Source organism: Maribacter aquimarinus, from assembly GCF_047345505.1.
GTDB lineage: Bacteria > Bacteroidota > Bacteroidia > Flavobacteriales > Flavobacteriaceae > Maribacter.
This window is the reverse complement of the sequence record NZ_JBLFEO010000031.1, coordinates 1-21,506: the sequence shown is the minus strand read 5'-3', so window position 1 is coordinate 21,506 and position 21,506 is coordinate 1. Positions and strand designations below refer to the sequence as shown.

Annotated in this window: 21 protein-coding genes; 17 read left to right on the top strand and 4 right to left on the bottom strand. The window is 52.7% G+C overall.

Annotated elements, in window-relative coordinates; all coding sequences use genetic code 11:
- Positions 1-3 precede the first annotated feature (3 nt).
- From ACKWCC_RS16845 to tsaB, 13 genes are all read left to right on the top strand, one after another.
- The gene (locus ACKWCC_RS16845; RefSeq protein ID WP_413997137.1) at positions 4-639 is read left to right on the top strand and encodes a hypothetical protein; all 636 of its coding nucleotides are present in this window, start codon (positions 4-6) and stop codon (positions 637-639) included.
- Positions 636-1,361: an SCO family protein gene (locus ACKWCC_RS16840; protein ID WP_413997136.1), complete on the top strand. Its 726-nt coding sequence runs from the start codon at positions 636-638 to the stop codon at positions 1,359-1,361. Before ACKWCC_RS16845 ends, ACKWCC_RS16840 begins: the two co-directional genes overlap by 4 nt.
- A 19-nt stretch (positions 1,362-1,380) precedes the next feature.
- Entirely contained in the window at positions 1,381-1,899 is a 519-nt protein-coding gene (locus ACKWCC_RS16835; RefSeq protein ID WP_413997135.1) for a DUF420 domain-containing protein, read from the top strand.
- Positions 1,889-2,110 carry a hypothetical protein gene (locus ACKWCC_RS16830; protein ID WP_413997134.1) on the top strand — a complete coding sequence of 74 codons (222 nt, stop codon included), beginning with the start codon at positions 1,889-1,891 and terminating at the stop codon, positions 2,108-2,110. The genes ACKWCC_RS16835 and ACKWCC_RS16830 overlap by 11 nt, the downstream gene beginning before the upstream one ends.
- Positions 2,111-2,321: 211 nt before the next feature.
- Positions 2,322-3,569 carry an ABC transporter permease gene (locus ACKWCC_RS16825; protein WP_413997133.1) on the top strand — a complete coding sequence of 416 codons (1,248 nt, stop codon included), beginning with the start codon at positions 2,322-2,324 and terminating at the stop codon, positions 3,567-3,569.
- Positions 3,570-3,583: 14 nt separating this feature from the next.
- Complete coding sequence (locus ACKWCC_RS16820; protein ID WP_413997153.1) at positions 3,584-4,843, top strand: ABC transporter permease; 1,260 nt, start codon at positions 3,584-3,586, stop codon at positions 4,841-4,843.
- A gap of 64 nt (positions 4,844-4,907) precedes the next feature.
- The gene (locus ACKWCC_RS16815; protein WP_413997132.1) at positions 4,908-6,026 is read left to right on the top strand and encodes an efflux RND transporter periplasmic adaptor subunit; all 1,119 of its coding nucleotides are present in this window, start codon (positions 4,908-4,910) and stop codon (positions 6,024-6,026) included.
- Between the two features lie 317 nt (positions 6,027-6,343).
- On the top strand, positions 6,344-7,045 hold the full coding sequence (locus ACKWCC_RS16810) for an ABC transporter ATP-binding protein (protein ID WP_413997131.1): 702 nt from the start codon (positions 6,344-6,346) through the stop codon (positions 7,043-7,045).
- The gene (locus ACKWCC_RS16805) at positions 7,038-8,273 is read left to right on the top strand and encodes an ABC transporter permease (protein ID WP_413997130.1); all 1,236 of its coding nucleotides are present in this window, start codon (positions 7,038-7,040) and stop codon (positions 8,271-8,273) included. Before ACKWCC_RS16810 ends, ACKWCC_RS16805 begins: the two co-directional genes overlap by 8 nt.
- 1 nt (position 8,274) lies before the next feature.
- The gene (locus ACKWCC_RS16800) at positions 8,275-9,537 is read left to right on the top strand and encodes an ABC transporter permease (RefSeq protein ID WP_413997129.1); all 1,263 of its coding nucleotides are present in this window, start codon (positions 8,275-8,277) and stop codon (positions 9,535-9,537) included.
- A 46-nt stretch (positions 9,538-9,583) separates the two neighbouring features.
- A complete protein-coding gene (locus ACKWCC_RS16795) occupies positions 9,584-10,720 on the top strand; it encodes an efflux RND transporter periplasmic adaptor subunit (RefSeq protein ID WP_413997128.1) in 1,137 nt (378 codons plus the stop codon).
- Between the two features lie 44 nt (positions 10,721-10,764).
- Entirely contained in the window at positions 10,765-12,132 is a 1,368-nt protein-coding gene (locus tag ACKWCC_RS16790) for a TolC family protein (RefSeq protein ID WP_413997127.1), read from the top strand.
- Between the two features lie 86 nt (positions 12,133-12,218).
- Positions 12,219-12,899, top strand: coding sequence for a tRNA (adenosine(37)-N6)-threonylcarbamoyltransferase complex dimerization subunit type 1 TsaB (tsaB, locus tag ACKWCC_RS16785; protein ID WP_413997126.1), 681 nt, complete (start codon positions 12,219-12,221; stop codon positions 12,897-12,899).
- A gap of 5 nt (positions 12,900-12,904) precedes the next feature.
- On the opposite strand, the gene ACKWCC_RS16780 is transcribed toward tsaB, so the two are convergent.
- The 3 genes from ACKWCC_RS16780 to ACKWCC_RS16770 all read right to left on the bottom strand — a co-directional run bounded on the left by ACKWCC_RS16780 (position 12,905) and on the right by ACKWCC_RS16770 (position 15,133).
- The gene (locus tag ACKWCC_RS16780) at positions 12,905-13,732 is read right to left on the bottom strand and encodes a mechanosensitive ion channel family protein (RefSeq protein ID WP_413997125.1); all 828 of its coding nucleotides are present in this window, start codon (positions 13,730-13,732) and stop codon (positions 12,905-12,907) included.
- 218 nt (positions 13,733-13,950) lie between these two features.
- On the bottom strand, positions 13,951-14,151 hold the full coding sequence (locus ACKWCC_RS16775; protein WP_413997124.1) for a dodecin family protein: 201 nt from the start codon (positions 14,149-14,151) through the stop codon (positions 13,951-13,953).
- A gap of 70 nt (positions 14,152-14,221) precedes the next feature.
- Complete coding sequence (locus ACKWCC_RS16770) at positions 14,222-15,133, bottom strand: NifU family protein (RefSeq protein WP_413997123.1); 912 nt, start codon at positions 15,131-15,133, stop codon at positions 14,222-14,224.
- 243 nt (positions 15,134-15,376) lie between these two features.
- Between ACKWCC_RS16770 and ACKWCC_RS16765 the strand changes: the two genes are divergently transcribed.
- Positions 15,377-16,402 carry a PorP/SprF family type IX secretion system membrane protein gene (locus ACKWCC_RS16765; RefSeq protein WP_413997122.1) on the top strand — a complete coding sequence of 342 codons (1,026 nt, stop codon included), beginning with the start codon at positions 15,377-15,379 and terminating at the stop codon, positions 16,400-16,402.
- Positions 16,403-16,506: 104 nt separating this feature from the next.
- Here the strand turns inward: ACKWCC_RS16765 and ACKWCC_RS16760 are convergent, their stop codons facing one another.
- The gene (locus ACKWCC_RS16760) at positions 16,507-17,685 is read right to left on the bottom strand and encodes a vWA domain-containing protein (protein ID WP_413997121.1); all 1,179 of its coding nucleotides are present in this window, start codon (positions 17,683-17,685) and stop codon (positions 16,507-16,509) included.
- 208 nt (positions 17,686-17,893) lie between these two features.
- Here ACKWCC_RS16760 and ACKWCC_RS16755 point away from each other — a divergent pair, with 208 nt between their 5' ends.
- Genes ACKWCC_RS16755 through ACKWCC_RS16745 form a run of 3 tightly spaced genes read left to right on the top strand, consistent with a single transcriptional unit; the run spans position 17,894 to position 21,378 of the window.
- A complete protein-coding gene (locus ACKWCC_RS16755; RefSeq protein ID WP_413997120.1) occupies positions 17,894-20,116 on the top strand; it encodes a histidine kinase in 2,223 nt (740 codons plus the stop codon).
- The gene (locus ACKWCC_RS16750) at positions 20,116-20,847 is read left to right on the top strand and encodes a LytR/AlgR family response regulator transcription factor (RefSeq protein ID WP_413997119.1); all 732 of its coding nucleotides are present in this window, start codon (positions 20,116-20,118) and stop codon (positions 20,845-20,847) included. Before ACKWCC_RS16755 ends, ACKWCC_RS16750 begins: the two co-directional genes overlap by 1 nt.
- Before the next feature lie 15 nt (positions 20,848-20,862).
- A complete protein-coding gene (locus ACKWCC_RS16745; protein WP_413997118.1) occupies positions 20,863-21,378 on the top strand; it encodes a gamma carbonic anhydrase family protein in 516 nt (171 codons plus the stop codon).
- The last annotated feature ends 128 nt before the right edge of the window (positions 21,379-21,506 follow it).

The following is a 21,506-nucleotide window of genomic DNA, read 5'->3' as shown; positions in this document are numbered from 1 at the left end:
CAGTTGAAAAAGACTTTTGTACTGCTCGTGCTTTTTGTGCTGCCCATTGTGGCCTATCTCTTCTTTGCCTCTGGGGTAAACAATTTTGGCAAGCTGCCCGTACTCACCACCGATATCCCCGAGCTCAATTTTTCGGGCCGCTCCGTGCGGTTACAGGATAAGATAACCGTACTGGGCTTTCTGGGGCACGGGGTGGATCAAAAAAAGGGCAACGCCTTCAACCTAAATCAAAAAATATACAAGCGCTTTCACGAGTTCAAGGACTTCCAGTTTGTGATGTTGGTTCCGGAAGGTACGGAAACGGCGGTAAGCGAGCTTAAGGAAGAGCTCTCGGCCTTGGCCGATATTGGGAAATGGCAATTTGTGCACGCAACGGATGGGGAGATAAAGACGGTTTTTGAGAGTTTGGAAACCGACCTGGAACTGCAGGCCGATCTGGGCACCCCCTACGTCTTCATCATAGACAAGGACCGTAACCTACGGGGCAGGGACAAGGATGAGGACGAAGGTACCAAATATGGTTTCAATGCCACCTCCGTGGCGGATCTGAACAACAAGATGGAAGACGATGTAAAGATCATTCTGGCGGAATATCGGCTGGCACTGAAGAAGAACAACGCAAACCGTACCACGAAATGAACAAGAAGTACACCTACATCTGGGTTTCTTTGATCATCCTCATTTTTGGCATCCTCGTGGTGCCCAAAATCGTGGAGCGCATCAAGACCGGCAATGTGGTGGAGCACGATCGTTTGAACGTGGACCGGGACAACGCGGCGCTGAGCTACATCATGCTCAACGGGGAGCGGCGCAAGGTGCCCGAGTTCCGTTTTTTGAACCAGGACAGCCTCTATGTAACGGACAAGGACTATTTGGGAAAAGTGTACCTGGTGGAGTTCTTCTTTACCTCCTGCCCCAGCATCTGCCCCATCATGACCGAAAACCTGGTGGCCCTCCAGGACCACTTTGCCTACAACGACAATTTTGGTGTGGCCTCGTTTAGCATAACGCCAGACTATGATACCCCTGAGGTGCTGCGCAACTACGCGCAGAAGTATGGCATTGTGGACAAGGATTGGAACTTGTTCACCGGGGACAAAGAAGGGGTGTTTCACCTGGCCAACAGTGGTTTCAACATTTTTGCTGCCGAAATGCCGGAGGCCCCGGGCGGTTTTGAACATTCTGGATTGTTCGCCCTGGTGGACAAACAGGGCTACCTAAGATCCAGGCAGGACAAATTTGGCAACCCCTTGGTGTACTACCGTGGGGCCATCACCGAAGCGATGGGGGTGAACGAGCACGGCGAGGAGGAGCAGATAAGTATGCTCAAAGAAGACATTAAAAAACTATTACTGGAATAAGGTGGGAAAAGAACTGGTATTGAAAGAGAAGAGATTCAACAAATTGATCACGGTGGTGTCCGTTGTGATCCCCGTGGTGGTGGCCCTGCTCTTTGGGGTAAAGCTGCCCAATGTGGAGCCCCTGAGCTTTTTGCCGCCCATTTATGCCACCACCAATGGCATTACCGCCGTGCTTCTGGTCTTGGCTGTGGTGGCCATAAAAAAGGGCAACCAACGGTTGCACCAGCAGTTAATGAGCACCTGCATTGCCCTGTCCGTATTGTTTTTGGTGATGTACATAGGCTACCACATGACCTCGGAAAGCACCCCTTACGGTGGTGAGGGTGCCATTCGGTATTTTTACTTTTTTATTTTGATATCCCATATCCTGTTGTCCATTGTCTTGATCCCCTTGGTCTTGCGCACCTACGCCAAGGCCTATCTCAAAGATTTTGAAGCCCACCGGAAAATGGCCAAATACACCTTTCCCCTTTGGTTGTATGTGGCCGTGACCGGGGTGGTGGTCTATATCATGATATCCCCGTACTATGCGCATTGATGTAAAAAGAACCGTGGTTTTCCTTTTGGTGGTATTGCTGCTTCCCCAATGGGCCCAGGCGCAGTGCGCCATGTGCCGTGCCGTGCTGGAAAGTGAGGCCTCCGGTGCCCAGGCAGAGGGCATTAACAATGGCATTGTTTATTTAATGGCCGTGCCCTACATCTTGGTGGCCGGGGTCTTTTATTTTGTTTACAGGAAGGTGAAGTCTTGAGGAAATAACACAGTTTTAACAGTTATTTCCCCTTTTGGGTGTAACAATCCCCAAAAATCCAAGTCTTATTTTTTTGGAAAGGGAACTTGCTTTTTTCTACCGGACGGCACAAGGCCGGGGCATCTGTTTGATGGTCTTGCGCACCGCCCGATCACAAGCTGGGCAGGGGCTGTTCTTTTTCTTCATCAATCAAAAAAAAAATCAATCCAACATGTTCGATCTGGAACGCTGGCAAGAAATTTTCGATACCATTCGGAAAAATAAGTTGCGCACGTTTTTAACGGGGCTCTCCGTGGCATCGGGCATTTTCATCTTGGTGATCCTGCTCGGTTTTGGCCAAGGGATGCAGAACGGTATTGCCAAGGAGTTTCAACAGGACGCCGCCACCAGCGTTTGGGTGTGGCCGGGCGTTACCACCAAGGAGTACAAGGGCCTTAATCCGGGCCGGCCAATTCAATTGCGCAATGAGCACTATGACTTCTCCGCGGCCCTCCTGGCCGATGACATAGAGTACAGGTCTCCCCGTGTCTTTGTCAGGGGCACCTCCGTTAATTTCGGTGCCGAATCCCTGCCCTATCGCGTCCAGGGCGTTTCCCCCCAATTTCAGTTCATAGAGAATGCCTACGTTTCCCAGGGGAGGTTCCTGAACCATCTGGACGAGAAGGGCGTGGCCAAGGTGGCGCTCATTGGCAACAAGATCAAGCGCGATGTCTTTAAGGATACCCTGGACCCTTTGGGGCAAATGTTGGACATTTCCGGTATTCCCTTTAAAATCGTTGGGGTGTACGGAGATGTGGGCGGGGAGCGGGAAGAGGAGCGCATCTTTATTCCGGTAAGTACGGCCCAAAAAGTATTCAATGGCGCGGACCACATCAACAACATGGCCTATACCTTGCCCCCGGCCGAAAATTTTGAGGCCGCGGTGGCCCAGTCCATCGCCTTCAAGGAATCTTTGGACACCTATCTAAAACAGGCGCATACCGTGGCCCCCGATGACACCGCTGCCATACAGATATGGAACCCCATGGAAGAGGCCAAGCGTTTCTACAACCTTATGGGCGGCATAAAGTTCTTTTTTTGGTTCGTGGGCATCTGCACCATCATTGCCGGGGTGGTGGGCGTGAGCAACATCATGCTCATTGTGGTCAAGGAGCGCACCCGGGAAATAGGGATCCGCAAGGCGTTGGGGGCCAAGCCCTGGTCCATTGTGGGCATGATCCTGCACGAGGCCATATTTGTGACCGCCATTGCGGGTTTCACGGGCCTGATCTGCAGTATGGGCCTCCTGGAGCTATTGGGTCCGCACATTGAGGTGGACTATGTCCTGAACCCCAGCGTAAACTTCAATGTGGCCCTCACCACGGTGTTCATCCTTATTTTTGCCGGTGCGGCAGCGGGCTTTTTCCCCGCATGGAAGGCGGCACGGGTACACGTGATAAAGGCTTTGAAAGATGAATGACAACCCTTACCGCCATGTTCAGTAAAGACCGTTGGCAAGAAATCTTGGAAGTGCTCTCCACCAATGTGTTCCGAACCTTGGCCACGGCCTTTGGGGTGGCCTGGGGCATCTTTATCCTCATTGTGCTCTTGGCGGCCGGCAAGGGGCTGGAAAATGGGATACGGGCAGATTTTGGGGACATTGCCACCAATACCATGTTCATGTGGTCGCGCAGCACGGCAAAAGCCTATAAGGGCCTCCCCAAGGGCAGGACCTACAATTTTAAGGTAGAGGACGTAAAGGCCATTGATGAAAAGGTTCCGGGTCTGCGCTTTATATCGCCCCGCAACCAATTGGGTGGTTTTGGCGGTGCCAACAACGTGGTGCGGGGCCTTAGAACGGGGGCCTTCAATGTGTATGGCGACTATCCGGACATCATTAGGCAGGAGCCCATGACCATTACCCGGGGTCGCTTCATGAACCAGAACGATATAGCGGACAAGCGCAAGGTGGCCGTGATCGGCGAAGGCGTGGTCAACGGGCTGTACAGCATGGACCAGGACATCCTCGGTTCTTACATAAAGATACAGGGCGTAAACTTTATGGTCATTGGGTCCTACGCCAAAAAAAGCAGCAATGGGGATGGGGAGGAAGGGCAAAAGGAGATCTTTGTGCCCTTTACCGCCTTTTCGCAGGCCTTTAACCGAGGGGACGACGTGGGTTGGATGGCCATTACCGCCCATGACGGAAATTCCATTACCGCCCTCAAGGAAGACATTGTGAACGTGGTCAAGGAGAACAGGCGCATACATCCGGACGATGAGCGGGCCGTTGGTTATTTTGATCTCTACGAGCAGTACAGCCGTGTGGAGAGCCTTTTTGGTGCCCTGCAGTGGGTGGCCTATTTTGTTGGCGTCCTGGTCCTCTTGTCCGGCATTATCGGGGTTAGCAACATCATGCTCATTGTGATCAAGGAGCGCACCAAGGAAATTGGGATCCGCAGGGCATTGGGAGAGGCCCCATGGTCCATAAAAAAACAGATTCTCATGGAAGCCATCTTTCTTACCGTGATCTCCGGAATGGCCGGCATTGTGTTTGGGGCCGCGGCCATTTATGGCATTAACGCATTGCTGGACCATTTGGGGCCCGTGGACATGTTCGTTAACCCGAGTGTGGACCTTGGCACGGTGATCACGGCCTTGACCATATTGGTCATCTCAGGACTGTTGGCCGGTTTTATCCCGGCAAGAAGTGCCCTAAAGGTAAGGCCCATAGAGGCCCTTAGATCGGAATGACGCTTTTTGGGCAGGGCTAAGCGGCCCATGGCCAAATTGGAACAAACATAAACTGGAACAAAAAATGAAAAAAAGTGTTACGCTCACCATCTTACTGCTCATAGCCGTCACCTTTGGCTCGGCCATGTACTATCTGTACCAAAAAAATGCCGAGAACCCGGTGCAGTATGAAACCGAAACCCCTACCAAGGAGACCATTGTAAAAAAGGCCATGGCCACGGGCAGCATTCTTCCCTTGGAAGAAGTGCTGATCAAACCCAACATCTCCGGGGTCATTGAGGAGATTTTTGTGGAAGGCGGAGATTTTGTGTCCTCCGGAGACCTTTTGGCGCGCATAAAGGTGGTGCCCAACCTCAGTGCCCTAAACGATGCCCGCAACGCCATAGAGGACGTAAAGATCACCCTGGCGGACCAACGAAGAAACCTGGCCCGCCAGACCGCCCTGTTCGATAAAGGGGTGATCTCCCAAGTGGATCTGGAGCGGGCCCAGGTGGCCCATGACCAGGCAAAACAGGCCCATGCCGCGGCCAACAAGCGTTTTGATATCATAAAGACCGGCACCACCCAGGGTTACGGCAACGCGGCCAATACCCAGATAAGGGCCACGGTGAGCGGCATGGTGCTAGAGGTGCCGGTAGAGGTGGGCAACCAGGTCATTGAGGCCAACAATTTTAACGAGGGCACCACCTTGGCCGCCATTGCAGACGTGGAAAAGATGATTTTTGAGGGCAAGGTGGATGAGTCTGAAGTGGGCAAGATAAAAGAGGGCCTGCCGTTGGAAATTACCGTGGGCGCCATTGAGAACGCCGTTTTTGATGCCACGTTGGATTATATTGCCCCCAAGGGCAAGGAGGAGAACGGCGCCATACAGTTCGAGATAAAGGGCACCTTGGCCCAACAGGATTCCATCTTTATCAGGGCCGGTCTCAGTGCCAATGCCTCCATTATCCTGGCCAGGGCAGAGGAGGTGCTGGCCATCAAGGAGGCCTTGGTGCAGTTTGATGAGGATACAAAAAAGCCCTTTGTGGAGGTGCGGACGGGCGATCAAGAGTTTGAGCGCAGGGAGGTGGTACTGGGCATAAGTGACGGGATCCACGTGCAGATAAAGGACGGTCTCTCTGAAAATGATGCCGTTAAGGTCTGGAACCGGGTACGGCCCAATGAACTTGCCGGGAACAATTAAAAACAAAAAGAGTTGCCAGTATGCTTGTGGGCAAAAACCGATGATGCGCAATTTTACTTGGGACCAGAAGGCTTAAGATGTGCGAGTTTGTGTTTGTGGTTCCATAAGTTATTGAGGCCTGCTTTACGGGTGTTTGTGACCGGACATGTTGTTGGGCTTGCGTCCTGGAGTCCCAAGGAGGGCCAGTACCATTTTGTTTCCACAACATTTGTGGTAGAACCAAAAAAAAATATCCGATATCCTGTAACATTCAGGGCAGAGATCGGTCTTATGGTACAAGTAAGCACTGCCCGCTTAACAATTAACGGAACCAAGGAATGATACACATCAGCAATTTGCACAAGTCCTATAAGATGGGAAGCAATTCCCTTCACGTGCTCAAGGGAATAGATTTTAACGTGGAGGAAGGGGAGCTTGTGGCCATCATGGGGTCTTCCGGATCCGGAAAATCGACCCTGTTGAACATTTTGGGGATGTTGGATTCGGCAGATTCCGGAGATTATGTACTGGACGGCGTGCCCATTGTGAACCTCAATGAAACCAAGGCTGCACAGTACCGGAACAAGTTTCTGGGCTTCATTTTCCAGTCTTTTAACCTGATCAACTACAAGAGTGCCCTGGAAAACGTGGCCCTGCCCCTGTACTACCAGCGGGTGAGCCGCAAGGTGCGCCAGGAAAAGGCCCTGAAATATTTGGAACAGGTGGGGCTAAGGGATTGGGCCACCCACCTGCCCAGTGAACTTTCCGGTGGCCAAAAGCAACGGGTGGCCATAGCCAGGGCCATGGCGGCAGAGCCCAAGGTGCTCCTCGCCGATGAGCCCACCGGTGCCCTGGACAGCACCACCTCCTACGAGGTCATGGACCTGATCCAAAAAATAAACGACGCCGGCAATACCATTTTGGTGGTGACACACGAAGAAGACATTGCCCATATGTGCAAGCGGATCGTGCACTTAAAGGACGGCGTGATCGTAGAGGACAAAAAAGTGGAACAAGTAAGGGCTTCCCAATATGTTTAGCATAGACACCTGGAAAGAGATATTCAAGACCATACAGAAGAACAAGCTGCGTACCTTCCTTACGGGGTTCACCGTGGCCTTGGGCATCTTTATCTTTGTGACCCTTTTTGGGATGGGCAACGGCCTAAACAACACCTTCATGAAGTTTTTTGGGGACGATGCCACCAATATCTTCAGGATCTATCCCTCCGAAACCACCATTCCTTACGGAGGTTTCAAGGCCAAGCGGCAGATTGAGTTTGAAAATGACGACCTGGACCTGATCATGCGCGAGTTTGCCCCTTTGGTGGACTACATGACCCCCCAGATACAGCGGGGCGCCCTGGTCACCTTCAAGGATAAATCGGACAATTATACCACCCGCGGCGTCTCCCCGGGCATGCAAATGGCCGAAAAGAACATTTTAATGAAGGGCAGGTACATCAACGCCAAGGACATTAGGGACAGGACCAAGTACGCCGTGATCGGCCGTATGGTGGAAAAAGACCTTTTTGAGGGCCGTGAATCCCTGGGCGAGTACGTGGATGTTGGCGGAAGCGCCTTTAAGGTCATTGGCGTGTTCCAAGACGATGGTGGGGACAATGAGGAGCGCTTCATCTACATCCCCTTTACCACGCGCCAGCTCATTGAGGGAAACAACAACAAGATCGATCGCATCATCTTGGCCTTTAACGAGGCCATTGGGTATGATGGCGCCATGAAGTTTCAACGCAACCTGGACCAGTTCCTGCGCAAGACCAAGGTCATTAGCCCCAAGGACCCGCGGGGCATCAGGATAGAGAACGTGGCAGACAATCTAAAGCGCAACCAGCAATTTGCGGGCATCCTAAAGATCATTATTTCTGGCATTGCCTTTGCCGTGATCATTTCCGGTATTCTGGGCATAAGCAACATCATGGTGTTCGTGGTAAAGGAGCGCACCAAGGAGATCGGCATCCGCAAGGCACTGGGGGCCACCCCGGGGGCCATCATCAGCACCATTTTGCTGGAGTCCATCTTCATTACCACCCTTTTTGGCTTTCTGGGCATGATCGGGGGCATTGTTACCCTTAACCTGATCAATGGCAAGGCCCTGGAAGACGACTATTTCATTACCAATCCCGGCATCCAGTCCGGTACGGCCATTTTTGTGACCATTCTGTTAATTGTCTGTGGTGCGCTTGCCGCCTATCTGCCCGCCAAGAAAGCGGCAAGGATCAAGCCCATTGTGGCCTTAAATGACGAATGATATGAGACAGCTATTTGATAGGGACACGTGGATCGAGATTTTTCAGTCCATCAACAAAAACAAGCTCAGGACCTTTCTTACCATGGTCGGGGTCTTTATAGGCATCTATATCTATATTGGGCTCTCCGGGGCCTCCAAGGGGCTGGACAATGGTTTTGAAAAAGAGTTCGAGACCGTGGCGCGTAACAGCATGTTCATTTGGGCCCAGAGCACCAGCAAGCCCTATGCCGGTTTTAAGACGGGCCGCCAAATACAGTTGAAACTTCAGGATGCCGAGGTGCTGCGCCGGCAGGTACCGGAGATCGTGGCCCTGGCCCCCAGGAACGTAAGGGGCGTTTTCGGTTCCAGCCCGGGGGTGATCACCAGGGGGCTCAAGTCTGGCAATTACTCCGTTTTTGGGGATTTTCCCGAATTCACCAAAATTGCCACCAAAAGGATCTATGACGGTGGGCGCTTCATCAATGATGACGATATTGCCCAGGAGCGCAAGGTGGCCGTGATCGGCGAGCGCACCCAAGACGAGCTCTTTGACGAGGATGAGGATCCCATAGGCGGTTACATTGAGATAGACAACGTAAATTTTCAGGTGGTGGGCGTGCACAAGTTTGCCGGGGGAGGCCCTTTTGACAATGACAGCGACATCTTTATCCCTTTTACCACCTACCGTAAGATCTACAATACCGGAGACAATGTGGCCTGGTTTACCGTGGCCGCGGCAGACGATGCCGATGTGGTGGCCGTGGAGCAGGCCATAAAGGCCAACTTGAGGCGCATACACAAGGCAGACCCCACGGACGAGAAGGCCATTGGCTCCTTTAACCTGGGCGAAGTCTTCAAGAAAATCTTTGGCTTTGCCAACGGGCTCACCTTTCTCTCGCTCATTGTGGGCATTGCCACCATCTTGGCCGGGGTCATAGGCATTGGCAACATCCTCTTGATCTCCGTGAAGGAACGCACCAAGGAATTGGGCGTGCGCCGGGCGCTGGGGGCCACCCCATCGGAAGTGCGCAACCAGATCCTGATCGAGTCGCTCTTTCTCACCATGCTGGCCGGGGTGATCGGCATCATAGCGGGCGCATTGACCCTAAAGGGCATAGACGTGATGACCCAGAACGTGGAAATACCCTACAGCAACCCCACGGTCCCGGTGGCCTATGTCATTGGGTCGTTGCTGCTCATGGTGATGCTGGGCGTTTTGATCGGCCTCATTCCCGCACAGCGAGCGGTGAGCATAAAGCCCATTGATGCCCTGAGGGAAGAATGATAAAAGGAACCACTAACAACAAATAGATAACTAATACAACTAAAAAATGAACAAGATCGTAAAGTATATATTGATCGCGCTATTGGTGATCGGTGCCTTATGGGCCGCCCTGTTCTTTGTAAAGAGCAACAGCAAGAGCACCATTGAGTATGACACTTCCCAACCCTTTACCACCACCATAGAAAGGAAAACGGTGGCCACCGGAAAGGTCATCCCGGAAGATGAGGTGGAGATAAAGCCCCAGATCACCGGAATCATAGACAAGATCATGGTGGAAGAGGGGATGAAGATCAATGCCGGTGAGCTCATTGCCGTGATCAAGGTGGTGCCCAACGAGCAGGCCATGTACCAGGCCCGTGGGCGGGTGCGCAATGCGGAGCTGGCCCTGAATAATGCCAAGATCGAATATGAACGCAACAAGACGCTCTACGACAAGGGCGTGGTCTCCAACCAGGATTTCATCAACCAGAAACTGGCCTTTGAGCAGGCAGAGCAAGAACTCAAGAACGCCAACGCAGACTACCAGATCATCCGCAGGGGATCCATTGGGGGCTCTTCGGAGGCCAACACCAACATCCGCGCCACCGTATCGGGCACCATTCTGGAGATTCCGGTAAAAGAGGGCGATCAGGTGATCCAGAGCAACAACTTCAACGATGGTACCACGGTGGCCTCCATTGCCGATCTGGGGAAGATGATCTTTGAGGGCAAGGTAGATGAGGGCGAAGTGGGCAAGCTGGAAGTGGGCATGCCCCTGGAAATTAGCCTGGGCGCCATTGAAGACCGTACCTTCGAGGCCAAATTGAAGTTCATAGCCCCCAAGGGCGTGGAAGAGGCCGGAGCGGTACAGTTCAAGATCGAGGGCGATGTAACGGTGGATGACAGCGTGCTGATCCGGGCCGGCTACAGCGCCAACGCCTCCCTGGTCCTGGAAAGCAAAAAAGATGTGCTGGCCATCCCCGAAGCACTGTTGCAGTTTGACAAGGACACGGCAGAGCCCTTTGTGGAAGTGGCCACCGGCGATCAGAAATTTGAGCGCCGGGACATTGAAATAGGCATTTCGGACGGGGTGAACGTGGAGGTCGTTTCCGGATTGGAGGAAAGTGACGAGGTGAAGCACTGGAACAAGACGGAGCCCATTAAAAAAGGTGAGGAAGAAGAGGGCGAAGAGGAAGCCGCCTAACAGACATCCATCAACATAATCAATAGCAATCAAAAAACAAGAACATGAAATGTAAAGCCATTACACTACTGCTGCTCTTTGCCGCAACGGCGCTCTCCGCGCAGGTAAAGCAATGGACGCTGCAGGAGTGCGTGGAGTATGCGGTGGAGCACAACCTTACCGTGGCCCAATTTGAACTGGACCTCGAAAATGCCGAGATAGACAAGTCCGACGCCCTGGGCAATTTCCTTCCCACGCTAAACGCCAATACATCGTACTCCAGCAACACGGGTTTCTCCATTAACCCCACCAACAACTTGCCCACCAACAGGACCCAGAACAATGTGAACGCGGGCCTCACTACCGGGGTCACCCTTTTTGATGGGCTTCGCAACGTGCACCAGCTCAACCGGGCCAAACTCAACGCCATTGCCAACCAGTACCGCCTGGACGACCTAAAGGATGATATTAGGCTCAGCGTGGCCAACAGTTATCTGCAAGTGCTGAGCAACAAGGAGCTGCTCAAGGTGGCCAGGGCACAATATCAGTTTACCGAGCAGGACCTGATCAGGACCAAGGAGCTGGTGGAGTCCGGGGTGCTGCCCAGGGGCGATCTCTTGGAAATAGAGGCCACTGCCGCCAACCAGCAGCAGCAGATCATCAATGCAGAGGGGCAGGTGCTCATCTCCAGGATCGGCCTGGCACAACTGCTGCAGATCACGGACTACGATAATTTTGACATTGCGGACCAGGCGTTCGACATTCCACCATCGGACATTCTGAGCAACACCCCCAGTTCCATTTACGCCAAGGCGCTGGAGTTCAGGAACGATATTAAATTGTCCCAGACCAATGTGGAACTGGCGGAAAAGGACCTGGACATCAGTAAAGGGGCCTTGTTGCCCACCTTGGGGGCCTTTGCCAACTACGGCACCCGATATTCGGATGTGGCACAGCTTCCCGTACCGGGACTGCCCTCGGGCTCCATTCCCCAGTTCTTTACGCCCAGCTTTACCGATCAGCTCTGGATCTTTGATGGGGTCTCCTTTGGGGTGCAGCTCAACGTGCCCATATTCAACGGATTCAGTGTGCGCAACGCCATTGACCGCTCCGAAATAAACGTGGAGCGGGCCAAATTGCAGTTGGAGCAGGAGAAGCTGGACCTGGAGAACATCGTGAACCAATCTTATGTGGATGTCAATACCACCTTCAAGGCCTACGAGGCCGCGGAAAAGACTTTGGAGGCCCGGAGATTGGCCTTTGAATATGCCAAAGAGCGTTTTGACGTGGGGCTGATGAACGCCTTCGATTTTAGCCAGGCCCAGGCCCGGGTGGACAATGCCGCCGCCGATGTGGTGCGCACCAAATACGACTATATTTTTAGGTTGAAGATATTGGAGTTCTACTTTGGCATGCCCATTGTGCTGAACTAGACCGATGCTTGGATATAAAATGGAACGCCCGTGAATTACAGGTTCACGGGCTTTTGCTTTTTGGGCGTAAGCCCTACCTTTGGCACATGGGACTGATCTTGAATTTGGAAACGGCCACCACCAATTGCTCCGTTGGCGTGGCCCAGGACGGAAGGTTGTTGTCATTAAAAGAGCACAATGCCCCCAATTACTCCCACGGAGAGCAGCTGCACCTCTTTATCAAGGAAAGTCTGGAAATGGCCGGGAAGGACCTTGGCGATCTGGATGCCGTGGCCGTGAGCAAGGGCCCCGGTTCCTATACGGGGCTGCGCATTGGGGTGTCTGCCGCCAAGGGGCTTTGTTTTGCCCTGGGACTGCCACTGATCGCCGTTCCCACCTTAAAGAGTATGGCCCTGTCCGTGAAGGAGAGGGTACGGGATATGGTGGTTTCCGTGCTGGACGCGCGCAGGATGGAGGTCTATGCGGCCGTTTACGACGCCCGGCTCCAAGCCCTTGGGCCCACCGAGGCCGTGGTGGTAAACCGTGATTCCTTTTCCATTTACAGGCATCGGGAGGTGCTGTTCGTGGGCAGTGGCGCCGCCAAGATAGCAGACCTCTTGGACCATGACACTTTTTCCTATGACCCCACGGTGATCCCTTCCGCAAGGCAAATGGTTGCTTTGAGCCAGGAAAGGTATGCGGCGGGCCAGTTGGAGGATGTTGCTTATTTTGAGCCCTATTACCTAAAGGACTTTATGCTGCAGACCAAGAAAAAACAGGGCCACTGACCGTATCACTTCTCCCCGATGGTGTGCATGACCCGCTGTGGAAAGGGTATTTCAATGCCGGCCTCGTCAAAGCGGTATTTTATTTCTTCCATCACGTGAAAATGGGCGGCCCAAAAGACCTCATTGTCTGCCCAAAAGCGCAAGGTCAGGTTCACGGAACTATCGCCCAGTTCCCCAACATAGACCTCGGGTGCCGGTTGGGTGCGTATGTTTTCGTTTTCCTTGCAGATGGCCAAGAGGATGTCCTTGGCCTGTTTTATGTTGGATCCGTACCCGATGCCCACGTCTATCTTGTCCCGGCGCATGGGCTCGGCATTGTAATTGATGATGTTGTTGTTGCTCAATTGCCCGTTGGGGATTATGGCCTCCTGGTTGCCAAAAGTGGTGAGCTTGGTGGTAAAGATGTTAATGTCCTTTACGGCACCGTCCACCCCTTGGGCAGAAATCCAATCGCCGATCTTGAACGGTTTAAAGACCAAGATGAGCACGCCGCCGGCAAAATTGGCCAGTGACCCCTGTAGGGCCAGCCCCACGGCCAGCCCGGCAGCCCCTAAAATGGCCACCAAAGAGGTGGTTTTTACACCCAATTGGGTAATGACCAAAACAAACAGGATCAGTTTCAGGGCAATTTTTATAAAGCTCTGCAGAAATCTTTCCAGAGCCTGGTCGTAATCGCGTTTTTCAAAATGCCGGCGCACCAGTCTGTTGATCAGCCTAATGGCGTAGATGCCGGCAATTAGGATCACCACGGCCCAGATGAGGTTGGGCAGGGCGCTCCATATCCAGGCTATGGCATTGTCTGCGTGTGCTTTCCAGTCGGTCAATTTTTCCATCTTCAAATCAGATTTTTATGTGTTTGGGAAATGAGTTGCGTTAGGTTGGGCAGCATCTGTGGCGGTCCTGGTCTTCCGCGGGGCTTTCCGTGTCCCTTGGAAGTTAGTTGCCAAGGGGCGACACAATCGGAGCATGCCAAGGAACCGTGGCTTGTGCTGGCAGTGCAAAGGAACAAAAAAAGCGCCTTTAGGCGCTTTTTAAAAGGTGTTCGGGTCAATTATTTAACCTCGAAGGTTATTTTTACGTTCACCCGGAACTCAGTGACCTTGCCATCGTCCACCATCGCGCTCTGTTCGTTCACGTAAACCGATTTAATGTTCTTGACCGATTTGGCGGCCTGATCTACCGCCTTTCTGGTGGCATCTTCCCAACTTTTGTCGGAATTGGCCAATACTTCAATAACTTTTAAAACTGCCATAATTAGTGTTTTTAAATGAAGCCTTAAAATACTAAAAAATGATGGGACGCCCACGGCGAAAGGTCAATTTTTAACCGTTTAGGGCAACAACCTCATTGATACGGTCACCCATCATGTTCTTGAGCATGGTCTCAATGCCGTTCTTTAGGGTAAAGGTAGAGGAGGGACAACCGCTGCAGGCGCCCTGTAGGATCACGTTTACCCGTTTGTGCTCCGCTTCGTAAGACTTAAAGAGAATGTTGCCGCCATCACTGGCCACGGCAGGCTTTACGTACTCTTCCAGAATGGCCACGATCTCTTTGGAGGTGTCGTCCAAAGGGCCCGCGGGCGCACTGGCTTCCGTGGTAGGGGCCACTTCGGGGGCGTTCACGGATCGCGCGCCATCGCCCACCACTTCCTTGCCGTCTGCTATGAAGTTTCGGATCAGTTCGCGCAGTTCCAGGGTTATGTCTTCCCATTCGGCCACCTCGTACTTGCTCACGGAAACGTAGTTCTCGTCCAGGAACACCTGTTTTACGAACGGAAACTGGAAAAGGGCCATTGCCAGGGGAGCGTGCTTGGCCTCGTCTATGTTCTTGAACTCATAGGCCGTGCCCACAATTTTCTTGCTGGCCACAAACTTCATCGTGGCCGGGTTGGGCGTAACTTCGGCATAGACCGTCACGGGAATCTTTTTGTCGGTCTGTTCCTCGATCACCACCGGTTCCCCGGCGTTGAGGTACTCCACCAATTGCTGGGCCACCTCGTCCTTGACATCTTCCCACTGCACAATGTCGTACCGTTCCAGTCCTATGAAATTTCCGGACACATAGACCGTTTTGATAAAGGGCAGGTGAAACAGTTGTTGCGCCAGGGGCGAGTTTTGGGCCTCGTCTATGTTTTTGAACTCGTAGTTTTTTCGTTGCACCAACAGGTGGTTGGCCTCAAACTTCAGAATGTGAGGATTGTTGGTGGCCACCACGGTAATGGAATACTCCTTCATTGTTTCTGTTTTATGTTGTGTGCAGATGGCTGGGCCCTTGGTTGGGGTAAAAAATTCAAAAAAAAGAAATTTTTGGACAAAAATCAATGATTTTACCCTCCTGTCCTGTCCCGATCTGCGGCTTATGCCTATATTGCAAAAATACGAAGGAAATCTAAGATGTGCCCTACATAATAATGTTTCGTGTGGGCCGTTATACCTTATGGTCGCCGGCCTGCCCCTGGCGCCTCCCAAAGCCCTAAGATGAAGTGTAAATATCTTCCTGTCCTACTTGTGCTGTTTCTATTTGGTCACTGGGCCAAGGCACAGGAGGGCATTCCCGTTTATTTTGATTATTTGGCAGACAATTACTACCTGGTTTACCCTTCTATGGCGGGGATAGGCGAGGGCGGAAAGATCCGGGCCACGGCCAGGATGCAGTGGTTTGATGTGGAAGACGCCCCGAGCCTGCAGACCATAAATGCCAATTTTAGGTTAGGGGACGGGCCCAGTGGGGTAGGGGTCATTCTCTTTAACGATGCCAATGGCTACCATTCCCAAACGGGCGCCAAAATGACCTATGCCCACCATTTGCGCATGGGCGGCACGGACATCAGGGCGCTGAACCAACTTTCCTTTGGGATCAGCGGCACGATCTTACAGAGTAGCCTGGACGAATCCGAGTTCAGGTCCCTTGTGCCCGATCCGGCCATAGCGGGCCAACGGCTCAGCGCATCTTATTTTAACGTGGACCTGGGCCTTTCTTATAACCTGCAGGAGTTCTATGCCCATTTTGCCGTGCTCAATGCGCTCACGGGCAGCCAGCGCAACGTGTACTACCGGGACCGCCAGGACAACCCGGACCAGCTGGTTATTGACAACATTCGCCGTTACCTTGTTTCCGCAGGCTACATCTTTGGAAGAAATGAGTGGCAGGTGGAGCCCTCCGTACTGTTTCAGTTGACCGAGTTTACCCGGGAAAAGACCATTGACATCAACGCCAAGGTGTACAAGGACGTGGATTTTGGTAGGGTGTGGGGCGGAATCTCCTATCGCAGGAGTTTTGACGGGGCGCAATTCCAGACCGCCACCGGCTTTGGCGAACAGCGCCTGCAGCTCGTGACCCCCATTGTGGGGGCCAATATCAAGAACTTTATGGTGTCCTATAACTACTCCTACCAAATGGGCGACATCCGTTTTTCCAACGGCGGCTTTCATCAGATCACCCTGGGGTACGACTTTGGCCAGCGCGAGCGACGCTATGATTGTTATTGCCCGGCCGCCCAGTAACCGCCTTCCGTAGTGCCATGTTAAACGACATGTGGTGCCGGCCACCGTTTTCTGCCCGGGCCTCTTTTGGCGTCCCAAGGGCATCTCCCCGTTCCGTGCTGTGCCTACCAACGGATGTGCTTTGCCAATGCCTGTCTCTTTATGGCCCTGACCATGGCGCTTTCCAGGGTGGGTTGGGAAGCATCCTCTTGTTTTTGGGCCATGTATTCCTTCCTTTTCATGTCCAGGTCCTGTATCTCTTTCTGTATGGCTTCCCGCTCCTTGCGCTTGGCCTCAATGATGGCTTCCATTTCTTCTTTGGATTTGTTGCGCAGTTCTTTCGGAAGCGCATCCTTGTCCAGCTGGGAGAGGTCAAAGGACTCGTCCGTGGTGGCATCGACCAGGTCCCATGCTTTGTTGGAGTACAAACGGGAGCTTTTGCTCACCGCCCTTTTCACCGCCACGGCCTCTTCCATTTCCATGGCATTGGCATCCTGTACGGCCTGCTTCCGAAATTTGGACGCCCCCAGGCTGCCAAAGGAGATATAGGTCTTGTTCAGCTTGGTGTTCAGCTTTAGGATCACGTCGTCGTAGGGCGTGCTTATGTGCACCACATCCCTGTTGTGGTCAATGGCCATGTATTCCCCACCGGTGAGCTGGGCTCCCTTTTTCCATTGGGTGCGTACCCCCAGTGCATGGTTTCCGCAGAAAATGGTGTTTACCACCACGTCTTTTTCCTTGGCGTTCAGGGCGGCGTTCACATAACTTTGCCGGCCTTGGTCAAAGGGTTCGTTTCCGGCAATGAAGATCATTTTCAAATCTCCGGGCGTGCTGCCCCAATCCAGTTGTTTCAAGGAGGTATTGATCACCGCCCCGCAGTATTCCTCCCCGCCGTGGGTGGTCAGGGAAAACAGTTTCTCGGAGATTTCATCCAGGTCCGAGCTAAAATCCAGCACTTGCTGTATGTACCCCTCACGGGAAGAAAGGTTGTCGTTCCCATATTGGTACAGGGCAATTTGCAGTTTGGGCGGGGCACCGTTGCCACATCTGGCGTGGGTAAACTCGTTCACAATGTCCCATAACTGGGATTTGGCTTGGTTAATGAGTCCGTCCATACTGTTGCTGGTATCCAACAAGAGGGCAATTTTTACCGAAGCACCGTCTTTTCGTTCGGAATCGATATGGGAGGGGATAAAGCTCCGTTTTTCTTGTGCTTTTTCATGTTGCATGGCATCGTTGGGCCGGGAATGTCCCAAGAAGAGCGCTGCCAAGAGGCAAAGGCCTATGCTGTGATACTTTTTCATGATGATTTGTTTAAAGGGTTATGGCGTAAAACTAGGGCCAGGCCCGGTAAAGAAAAACCGGGACTTAGGGAAGTGCCCCTTTCCCTGCGCCAAGGTGGGCTTTGGGTGAGTGAAGTGGGTTAAACGCTCTTTTTTGGGGCACCATGCCCTACCTCCCCATTTTTTGAAATCATATAAATGACCTAAGTTTACCATAAGTATGCAAAAGATGCGATCCCTAGCGAACATCATGTTGTCCCTTTTTTTAATGTGGGGCCTTTGGGCACACGGCCAAACCGGGACCGATACCGGCAGGCTAGACCTTGGCGGTCAGGTGCTCAACGCTTCCAATGAACCCTTGGCCGGTGTTTCCGTGAGCGTTGAAAGTGGTGTTGGTACGATGACCGATGCCGCCGGGAAATTTCACATTTCCGTGTCCCTGGGCCGGGAACTGGTCTTTGAGCACCCTGGTTTCCAAACGGCCAGGAAACGGGTGGAAGATGCAAAGCCCCTAAAAGTGGTCTTGGCCCAACAAGGGGAAGGGGGTGCAACGGTTTCCGGAAGGGAACCGGGCCGGTTAACATCGGCCCCATCATCCAAGAAAAAGGGGCTGCACGCGGTCTATTTGGATTCTGCCAGGTTCCATATGCGGAAGGACATTGCCAAGAGTGTCGATTTTGTTGCCGCCTCCATCAATGAAATGGAAGACGGTGGGGATCAGAACGCCTTGGCGCAGTCGCTGAGCGTCTTGGGCGAGATCTATTTCTTTTACAAGCAGTACGATCTGGCCGCGGATAATTTTGAGCAATCGTTAAAGATCAATGAAACGTTTTCCACGGCCCTATGGCTGGCGCGGTCCCATCTCCTGGACAAGGAAGTGGGCTTGGCCGAGGAGGTCTTGCTTCCCTTGCGCAACCAAAGGGGGGTGCCACGCCAACAGCAGGTGGAGCTCCTGGAGCTCCTGGGCGACCTTAAAAAGGCAAAACGGGACCTGCCGGGCGCCGTATCCCTGTACCAGGAGGGTTTGCAAATGGCGCAGCAAGGGCGGCTGTCCTTGCAGATCACCGACCTCAATTCAAAGATTGCCGATGCCTACAGTGAGGGCAACCAATTTATGGAGGCCGAGCGCTACTATGGCAATTCCCTGGAAATGGCCAATCAACAGACGCCCACAAGGGCCTTGAGGGAAAATGAAAAAGTGGCCGATTTTTACAATAAGAAAAACGATTACCAAGAGGAAATCGCCCTTAGGAAGAACAGCTTGCGGGAGTTGAACAAGTTGAACGTGCGGGAGAGAGGGGCCAGGGAGTTGGATTTGGGGGATACGCTCACCTCCCAGCGCATCAACTACAAAATAGCGAACGCCTATATTGCCCAGGACAAGTACAGCGAGGCCATCTCCCATTTGGAGCAGAGCATTGTGGAGGCCGATTTTGAGGACGACCTGTTGGTACAGAAGGATGCCACCAGGAAGCTGTCCGAGGTCTATGAGGTCAAGGGAGATTTCAACAAGGCACTGCAAACCTACCAAGCCTATGTGAACGTGGTGGATACCTTGTATGTGCGCAAGGAAGAGGAGATATCCCGCGCGGCCCGCTTTACCCGTGAGATCAGCTCCGTGCAGAACAGGATCAAGGGACTGGAGCAGGAACGGGAGCTCACGGCCAGCAAATACAATTTGGCACTGACGGAACAGGCCCTCTCCCAAGAAAGTTACAAGAGGCAACAGTGGTTGATCTATTCCCTGGTGCTTGGCCTTTGCCTAATGGGGCTGGCGGCCTTTTTCTTTTACCGCAGCAACCAACAGCAGAAATTGGCCAACAACCTGTTGGCATTGAAGTCTCTCCGCTCCCAGATGAACCCCCATTTTATCTTCAATGCCCTGAACTCCGTCAATAATTTCATTGCCAAGAACGATGAACGGAGCGCCAACAAGTACCTGAGCGACTTTTCCAAGCTCATGCGGTCCGTTTTGGACAATTCAGAGGCCGATTTCATTCCCTTGTCCGAAGAGCTGCAACTGTTGGAGCTCTACGTAAAATTGGAACATTCGCGCTTTCCGGATAAATTTGACTATCATATTGAGATCGAGGAGGGCCTTAACGTGGAGCATTTTCAGATTCCCCCCATGTTGTTGCAGCCCTACATAGAGAACGCCATTTGGCACGGCCTGCGCTATAAACGGGCCAAGGGCACATTGGAGATAAGGGTGGCCGCCGTGACGGGGAACCAGGTGCAGGTAACCATCAGGGACAACGGCATTGGGCGCCAGGCCTCTGCCCGGGCAAAGACCCAGCATCAGAAGAAAAAACGATCCAAGGGAATGGCCAATATAGCAAGGCGGGTGGCCATACTCAACAAAATGCAACCGGACAAGGTGTCCATAGCCATAAACGATCTCAAGGAAGATGGTAGCGGAACCGAGGTGATCTTAACATTGAAAAAAGACTGATGGAACTCACAGCCATTGTAGTGGACGACGAGCCCACTAGCCGGGAAATCCTTACGAACTATATGGGCAAGTACTGTCCCGGAGTTCGCTTGTTGGGCGAGGCCGGCTCTATGGAAGAGGCCTTGGCCCTGATCGGGGCACAGCCCCCCGACGTGGTCTTTTTGGACGTGGAAATGCCCTTTGGCAACGCCTTTGACTTTTTGGCGGCCGTTCCGGACCGGAGCTTTGAGACCGTTTTTGTCACCGCCTATGAGCACTACGCCAAAGACGCCCTGAACCAGCAGGCCGCATACTACCTTACCAAGCCCATAGATATTGGGGAGCTCATCCATGCCGTGGACCATGTCCTGGAAATCAGGAGCAGGGAAAAGGCCCTGGAAGACCAGGTGCTGAGGCCCAAGATGGGCCAGGTGCAGGGAAAGATCACCCTGCCACAGCAAGACGGATTTGAGGTGCTGGACGTGGCAGACATCCTGTACTGCCGGGCAGATGACAATTACACGGAGATATTCCTGGAGAACAAAAGATTGGTGGTTAGCAAGACTTTAAAATATTTTGAGGAGCATCTTTCCCAATTTGCCTTTGCTCGCACCCACAAATCCTATCTCGTGAACGTGAACCGGGTGGTAAAGTACAAAAAGGGAAAGGGGGGCAGCCTCATTCTTTCCAATGGCAGGGAGCTGTTGGTGTCCGCTTCCAGAAAGAAAGCCTTTTTGGCGTATTTTAAATAGGGTAAACATAAGCGTATGATCAAAGAGGTCAGGGGCCACGCCCCTAAAATTGGGAACGATTGTTACATTGCCGAAAATGCCACGGTGGTGGGCCAGGTACAGATGGGCGATCAATGCAGTATTTGGTTCAATGCGGTGGTGCGCGGGGATGTGCACTACATTGAAATGGGCAACAAGGTAAATGTACAGGACGGGGCGGTGATCCATTGCACCTATGAAAAAGCGCCCACCAAGATCGGGAACAATGTCTCCATTGGGCATAATGCCATTGTGCACGGCTGCACCGTAAAGGACAATGTGCTCATAGGAATGGGCAGCATCATCATGGACCACTGCGTGGTGGAGAGCAACAGCATCATTGCGGCGGGAGCGGTGCTAACCAAGGGCACCCACGTGCCCCAGGGAAGCGTCTTTGCCGGTATGCCCGCCAAAAAGATAAAGGAGGTGGATCCTTCCCTGAGCCGTGGCGAGATCGATCGCATCGCGGAGGCCTATGTCATGTACTCCGGCTGGTTCAAGGAAGGGGGTTGATTTTTTTGGTTCTATGTTAAATACAGTGGGTAATCGAATTTCAGTTTACCCGCTATGAAATAGATCATGTTTATAAAATTCTCCGTGTTCCGGTAGCCCCTTGCCCTTTTCTTGGCAAGCTGTATCTT